Annotated in this window: 10 protein-coding genes; 5 read left to right on the plus strand and 5 right to left on the minus strand. The window is 70.5% G+C overall.

Features of this window, described 5'->3' with window-relative positions; translation table 11 throughout:
* Window positions 1-199 (plus strand): hypothetical protein (locus VFZ70_04080; protein HEX6254969.1); only part of this gene is annotated, 199 nt, incomplete at its 5' end.
* A gap of 24 nt (window positions 200-223) precedes the next feature.
* Here the strand turns inward: VFZ70_04080 and VFZ70_04085 are convergent.
* The 4 genes from VFZ70_04085 to VFZ70_04100 all read right to left on the minus strand — a co-directional run bounded on the left by VFZ70_04085 (window position 224) and on the right by VFZ70_04100 (window position 1949).
* On the minus strand, window positions 224-700 hold the full coding sequence (locus VFZ70_04085; GenBank protein HEX6254970.1) for a PRC-barrel domain-containing protein: 477 nt from the start codon (window positions 698-700) through the stop codon (window positions 224-226).
* Entirely contained in the window at window positions 697-1272 is a 576-nt protein-coding gene (locus tag VFZ70_04090) for a PRC-barrel domain-containing protein (protein ID HEX6254971.1), read from the minus strand. The genes VFZ70_04085 and VFZ70_04090 overlap by 4 nt, the downstream gene beginning before the upstream one ends.
* Complete coding sequence (locus tag VFZ70_04095) at window positions 1269-1418, minus strand: hypothetical protein (protein ID HEX6254972.1); 150 nt, start codon at window positions 1416-1418, stop codon at window positions 1269-1271. The genes VFZ70_04090 and VFZ70_04095 overlap by 4 nt, the downstream gene beginning before the upstream one ends.
* A 90-nt stretch (window positions 1419-1508) precedes the next feature.
* On the minus strand, window positions 1509-1949 hold the full coding sequence (locus tag VFZ70_04100) for an FKBP-type peptidyl-prolyl cis-trans isomerase (GenBank protein ID HEX6254973.1): 441 nt from the start codon (window positions 1947-1949) through the stop codon (window positions 1509-1511).
* A 283-nt stretch (window positions 1950-2232) separates the two neighbouring features.
* Here VFZ70_04100 and VFZ70_04105 point away from each other — a divergent pair, with 283 nt between their 5' ends.
* The 4 genes from VFZ70_04105 (at window position 2233) to VFZ70_04120 (ending at window position 5373) form a co-directional block, all read left to right on the plus strand.
* Window positions 2233-2766 (plus strand): CAP domain-containing protein, encoded by a 534-nt coding sequence (locus VFZ70_04105; protein ID HEX6254974.1) that lies wholly within the window; start codon window positions 2233-2235, stop codon window positions 2764-2766.
* Window positions 2767-2792: 26 nt separating this feature from the next.
* A complete protein-coding gene (locus tag VFZ70_04110; GenBank protein ID HEX6254975.1) occupies window positions 2793-3536 on the plus strand; it encodes a hypothetical protein in 744 nt (247 codons plus the stop codon).
* A gap of 196 nt (window positions 3537-3732) precedes the next feature.
* A complete protein-coding gene (locus VFZ70_04115; GenBank protein HEX6254976.1) occupies window positions 3733-4473 on the plus strand; it encodes a hypothetical protein in 741 nt (246 codons plus the stop codon).
* The gene (locus tag VFZ70_04120) at window positions 4474-5373 is read left to right on the plus strand and encodes an aminotransferase class IV (protein HEX6254977.1); all 900 of its coding nucleotides are present in this window, start codon (window positions 4474-4476) and stop codon (window positions 5371-5373) included.
* A gap of 48 nt (window positions 5374-5421) precedes the next feature.
* On the opposite strand, the gene VFZ70_04125 is transcribed toward VFZ70_04120, so the two are convergent.
* Window positions 5422-6109 (minus strand): NAD-dependent epimerase/dehydratase family protein (locus VFZ70_04125; protein HEX6254978.1); only part of this gene is annotated, 688 nt, incomplete at its 5' end.

Below are 6109 nucleotides of genomic sequence, written 5' to 3' on the forward strand. Positions count from 1 at the left end.
CGTCGACCATGGGATCGCGGTGCCCGCGTTGACGTCGGCGCTGAGCTACTACGACGGCGTGCGACGCGAGCGGCTGCCCGCGAACCTGATCCAGGCGCAGCGCGACTACTTCGGCGCCCACACCTACCACCGCAACGACGACGCCGGCACCTACCACCTGCGCTGGACCACCGACCACGAGGAGGAGCGCCGGGACTGAGGCGCGACCCGACGACGACCCGCGTCACTCCTCGGCAGGTTCTCGGGGCTTACGCACCGCGTCGTGGCGCACGATGACGGCGTACGGGCCGATCGCCAGCAACCCGTCTCCTCCGACCGCCGTGTGGGTCGTCCGGATCAGCTCCAGCACCCCGCTGGACTCGTCGAAGTCGACGTCGGCGAGCTCGCCGATCTCGTAGCCGCCGTCGGTCAGCACCCGGCGTCCGAGCAGGTCCAGGTCGCCGGCCACCACGCGCTGCTCGTGGTCGCCGGCGGCTGGACGAAGGCTGTCGGCCGAGTCGACCACCACCGCGTCGGGCCCGAACCCGACGATGCTGGACCAGTCGACCAGCTGCGCCCGCCGCTTCCGACCGGCCACGTGGACGGCGGCGACGTGGTGCGCGCCCGGCATGATGACGTAGCGGATGACGTGGCCGATCTCGTCGGCCGCGTCCCTCGTGTAGACCGGCGTGCGCCGCGCCCGCTCGAACTGCAGCGTCATGTCGGCTCCTCGAGCTGCGCGCGGAAGTCATCGACCGCGCTGCCGAAGCCGGACAGATCGTCGCGGATGAAGTTGGTGACGCTGGCCGGCACGATCAGCGCGTCCGAGGAGACCGCGAACGTCTCGGGCAGCGGGATGTAGCGCTGATCGCTGCCCGGCCCCTGCTCGACCGTGGGACCGCCGATCTCGTAGCCGACGACGCGTGCCTCGCTGACGTCGACCTCGAGCACGATGTCGGTGACGGTCCCGAGCTCACGTCCGTCGTCCGTGATGACCCGGCCACTGACGACGTCCTCCGCGTCGCCGCCGGTGAACGCGTCGGCCTCCGGAGCCGTGAGGCGGTCCCGCGACGCGACCATGACCGCATCAGGTCCGAGTGCGTGGACATGGGACCAGGGCAGCACCTGCTTGAGGGGCCCGCCGAGCCAGCCGCGCCTGTTCAGCGTGAAGCCGACGAGGAAGCCGTTGCTGTGCGAGAAGACGACGTCCTTGACCTCGGCGATGTCCTCGGCGGTGTCGAGTGTGACCACGGGCCGTCCCGTGATCTCGCCAGCGCGCATCACCAGGCTCATCGCCGCCTCCGCCCCTTGCGGTCGACCACGATCCCTCCGGACCGGCGACGGCGCTGGATCAACGCGAAGACCACGAACGCCAGCACCAGCACGACGATGGCGACGACAAGCCACCAGATCCAGTCCATCCGCACCCTTTCGTGCACCCGTCACTCCACCGGCGTGCGCCACGCGTGTCGTACGGTACCCACAATGGGCCCTCGTGCTCCAGACCCGCGGGGATGCCACCGGTCAGATCACGGGGCGGTGGCGTCGATCATGTCGATGACGAAGACGAGGGTGTCGTTCGGCGCGATCGCGGGTGTCGGCGATTGCGCGCCGTAGCCCTGGTCGGGCGGGATCACGAGCAGGCGCCGCCCGCCGACGCGCATCCCGGGGATGCCGTCGGTCCACCCCTGGATCACGCCCGCGAGGGGGAAGTGGATCGGCGTCCCGCGATCCCACGAGGCATCGAACTGCTCGCCGTCGTTCTCCCACGACACACCGACGTAGTGCGTGGTGACGGTGGCGCCGACCGGGACCTGCACTCCCTCGCCATCGACGATGTCGACGACGACGAGCTCGTCCGGCGGCGGACCGTCGGGCAGGGTGATCGTGGGCTTGGTGCCGGTCTCGCCGCCGACCGCGACGCCGCCGGTGGCGGCAGCGGCGGCGGCTGTATTCGGTGACTTCGACATCTTCTGTGCTCCTCGGGGTCGCGACACGGAAGGGAGCTCCTGGACCACCCGTACCCGCGCCCGCCGCGGGCGGCGCACAGCAGTCGTTCCACGACCGTGCCCATCTGGACAATCGGGCCCTGCCCCAGGCCGCTGACCTGCGCAGATGCCGTGAGCGCCGTCATGACGGCAGCGTCAGACCCGCCTTCGGGAGTGCGGCCCTTCCCCCCCGGACAAGCCCGCCGGACCGCGCTCGAGGAGGGCACGACGCATGCTTGAGCGGTCACGAGTCGAGGAGCGCTGCATGGGCCACCAGCCACGCCGCCGCCGCGCGCGCAGCGCGGGTGTCCTGCTCGGGCTGCTGGTGCTCATCGCCATCGCCGTCGGCCGCACGATGGCGGCGCCAGATCACGGCCCGACCGCGCGCGCCGACATCCACCTGGTGGCAGTGGCGGATGCGGCCTCCACGACGCTGGACCAGCGTGCCGAGCCGGTGTTCGCGGCACTCAATGCCGACCGCGCCGATGCGGGACTGGCGCCCCTGGAGCTCGACGCCGAGCTCGTCGAGACCGCGGCCCGCGACGCCTGCGCGATCGCGCGCGGTGACGTCCCGCTCAGCGGCGACCGGAAGCGGATGGTCGAGGCCGGGGGGTATCGCGAGAACGTCGGCATGGTGATCGACGACGATCCGGTCGCGGGTGCCCGGACCATGCATGACTGGTGGGCGCACACCCACCGGCACCGGCGCAACCGGATGGACCCCGCGATGGACCGCTACGGCGTCGGCGCATGCAACTCGGAAGATCGCACATACTACGTGGAGCGCTTCGCGCGGTAGCTGTCGTCGAACACAAGGGGTGCTGGTTGGTCGAGCGCCACGCCTACGTCCTCGTGCACAGCCCCATCACAGGCCCTGGGACGTGGGAACCGGTCGCGGCCGAGCTCGACCAGCGTGGAATCCCCGCAACAGTGCCGGATCTGGTCGACGACGGCTCGCCGCCGTTCTGGCGGCAGCACGCGAGGTGCGTGGTGCGCAGCATCGCCGAGGAGATCGAGCCGGGCACGCCGCTCGTGCTCGTCGCCCACAGCGGCGCGGGGCAGCTGCTCGGTGTGCTCGGGCCCGTGCTGCGCGATGCGGGCTACCAGGTGGTCGCCGAGATCCTCGCCGACGCCGGTCTGCCGCCCGGTGGGCGCAGCCGGCTCGATCAGCTCGGCGACGACGCGCCGGGGGTCGCGGACGAGTTGAGGGATGCGCTCGACGATGGCGTGCCGTTCCCGGCGTGGGACGACGAGACCCTGCGTCCGCTGGTGCCGGACGACGAGCGCAGACATCGGCTGCGCGACGAGCTGCGCCCGCAGCCGGCCGCCTACTGGGTCGAGCCGATCCCCACCGCGGTCGACTGGCCCGACGCACCGGTCGGGGCCCTCATCTTCAGCGACGGCTACGCCGGCACGGTCGATGCGGTCGCGCAGCATGGGTGGCCGGTGCGGCGGCTCGAAGGCGACAACCACTTCCTTGCGCTGGCCGACCCGCGACACGTCGCCGACGAGCTGCTCGCGTTGACCGCGCAGGTCGTGGATCACCCAGGTGCGGTGCAGGGACGATGAGCCGTGTGGAAGTAGACCACCGGCCCCTGCCGACGACCCCACCATCCAATGGGCTGCACACCCGTGTGCCAGCCCACTGACCGATCGCCACAGCGCAGAGGGGCCAGACCAGCCCGGGTCAGCCGCCGCGCACAGCGACCGTCGGTTGATCGGCTGATGACCGGGCGAGCACCACACGGGCAGTAGGATCGCGGCGATGATCGAGCCGGTGCGCATCGCGATGTGGTCAGGCCCTCGGAACCTGTCGACCGCGCTGCTGCGGTCCTGGGGCAACCGGACCGACACCGTGGTCAGCGACGAGCCGCTGTACGCGCACTACCTGCACACCACCGGCCTCGACCATCCCATGCGTGACGAGATCCTCGCGGCCTACGACCACGATTGGCGGCGCGTCACCGCACGGCTGACCGGACCGGTCCCAGGCGGCGGCGCGATCTGGTACCAGAAGCACATGACCCACCACGTCACCGACGACGTCGACCTCGGATGGCTCGGCGCGCTGCGTCACTGCTTCCTCATCCGATCGCCGGCGGAGGTCATCGCGAGCTACGCGCAGGTACGTCACGACCCGACGTTGGAGGACCTGGGGCTGCCGCAGCAGTGGCGGCTGTTCGTCCACGTCACCGCCAGCGGTGCGGTGCCTCCCGTCATCGACGCCGCCGACCTGCTGCGGGACCCACGCACGGTGCTGTCGGCGATGTGTGACGCGCTGGGCGTGGCGTTCAGCGAGCGGATGCTGTCGTGGCCACCGGGCCGCCGCACCAACGATGGCGTGTGGGCCGACCACTGGTACGACGCAGTCGAACGCTCGACGGGGTTCGCGCCGTACGAGCCACGACAGGTGACCCTCGACACCCGTTTTCACGACCTGCTGTCCGTGGCCGAGGAGATCCACGATCGCCTCGCCACCCACCGGCTCGTCACGGTTGGTGCCTAGGTGCTGCAGTCGTTCGACGAGCGCAACCGTGACCTCCAGGTCAACGTCAACGGTCGGCTGGTGCACCGCGACGAGGCGGGCATCAGCCCGTTCGACTCGGCGGTGCAGGGCGGCGACGCGGTCTGGGAGGGCCTACGCGTGTACGACGGACGGGTGTTCCGCCTGACTGAGCACCTCGACCGGCTGCGGGCGTCGGCGAAGGCCATGGCCTTCACGCAGATCCCCTCGCACGATCAGCTGACGCGGGAGCTCGCGCGGACGCTGGGCGCCAACGACATGACGGACGGCGTCCACGTCCGGCTGACGTTGACCCGCGGCGTCAAGTACACCAGTGGCATGGACCCGCGCCTGAACACCGCCGGGCCCACGTTCATCATCGTCGCCGAGCACAAGGCGCCCGTGTACGACGGCGGCGGGGTCCGACTGATCACATCGGGCATCCGGCGCATCCCGCCGGACTGCGTCGACCAGAACATCCACTCGTGCAACCTGATCAACTCGATCCTCGCGAAGATCCAGGCGAACGCCGCCGGCGTCGACGACGCGCTGATGCTCGACCTGGCCGGCGCCGTCGCCGAGACCAACGCCACGCACATCTTCGTCGTGCACGGCGACCGGGTGCTGACGCCGCGGACGACCTCGTGCCCGGAGGGCATCACGCGCGCGGTCGTGCTGGAGCTCTGTTCCGAGCACGGCATCGCCGCCGCCGCCCGTGACCTGTCACTGACCGACGTGTACCGCGCCGACGAGATGTTCTGCACCGGCACCATGGGCGAGATCGTACCGGTCGTCGAGGTCGACGGCCGGGCGATCGGCAACGGCGACCGTCCGGTCACCACCCGGCTGCGCGCCCTGTTCGCCGACCTCGTCGCCTCGTCGGGCACCCCCATCCTCCCCTGACCACCACTCCGACGTTCGGGATGGTGCCGGCGGAGGGAGGCCCGGGCGTCAGTCCTGGTGCGCCGAGCGGGGGCTGGCCGTGGCGCGCCAGTCGACGGTGGGACGCAAGGCACGCACGTCGACGCGGTCGCGGTGCCGCTCGACCACGCCGAACAGCGACTCGATGAGCGTGTCGGCGAGCAGGTGCGGCTGCAGGCCGAGTTCGACCAGGCGCGTGTGCTTGACGTTGTAGTAGTGCGTGTCCGCCTCGACGCGCGGGTTGTCGAGGAACTCGATCTGCGCATCCTTTGCGTACGTCTCGGCGACCGTCTTGGCCAGCTCGGCGACGGACTTCGACTCGGTCATCTGGTTGAAGACACGGAACTCGCCGGGCTCCGCGGGGTGCTCGGACGCGAGCCGGACGCACGCCGCGGTGTCGCGGATGTCGATCAGTCCGCGGGTCTGACCGCCCGAGCCGTAGACCGTCAGGGGATGCCCGATGACGGCCTGGATGATGAAGCGGTTGAGCACGGTGCCGAACACCGCGTCGTAGTCGAACCGCGTCACCAGACGTGGATCCTGCGTTGTCTCGGGGGTCTCACACCCGTACACGACGCCCTGGTTGAGGTCGGTGGCGCGCAGGCCCCAGATCCGGCAGGCGAACTCGATGTTGTGGCTGTCGTGGACCTTCGACAGGTGGTAGAAGGACCCCGGCCGCTTGGGGAACAGCATCCGGTCGGTGCGTCCGTTGTGGGTG

Source organism: Euzebyales bacterium, from assembly GCA_036374135.1.
Lineage (GTDB): Bacteria > Actinomycetota > Nitriliruptoria > Euzebyales > JAHELV01 > JAHELV01.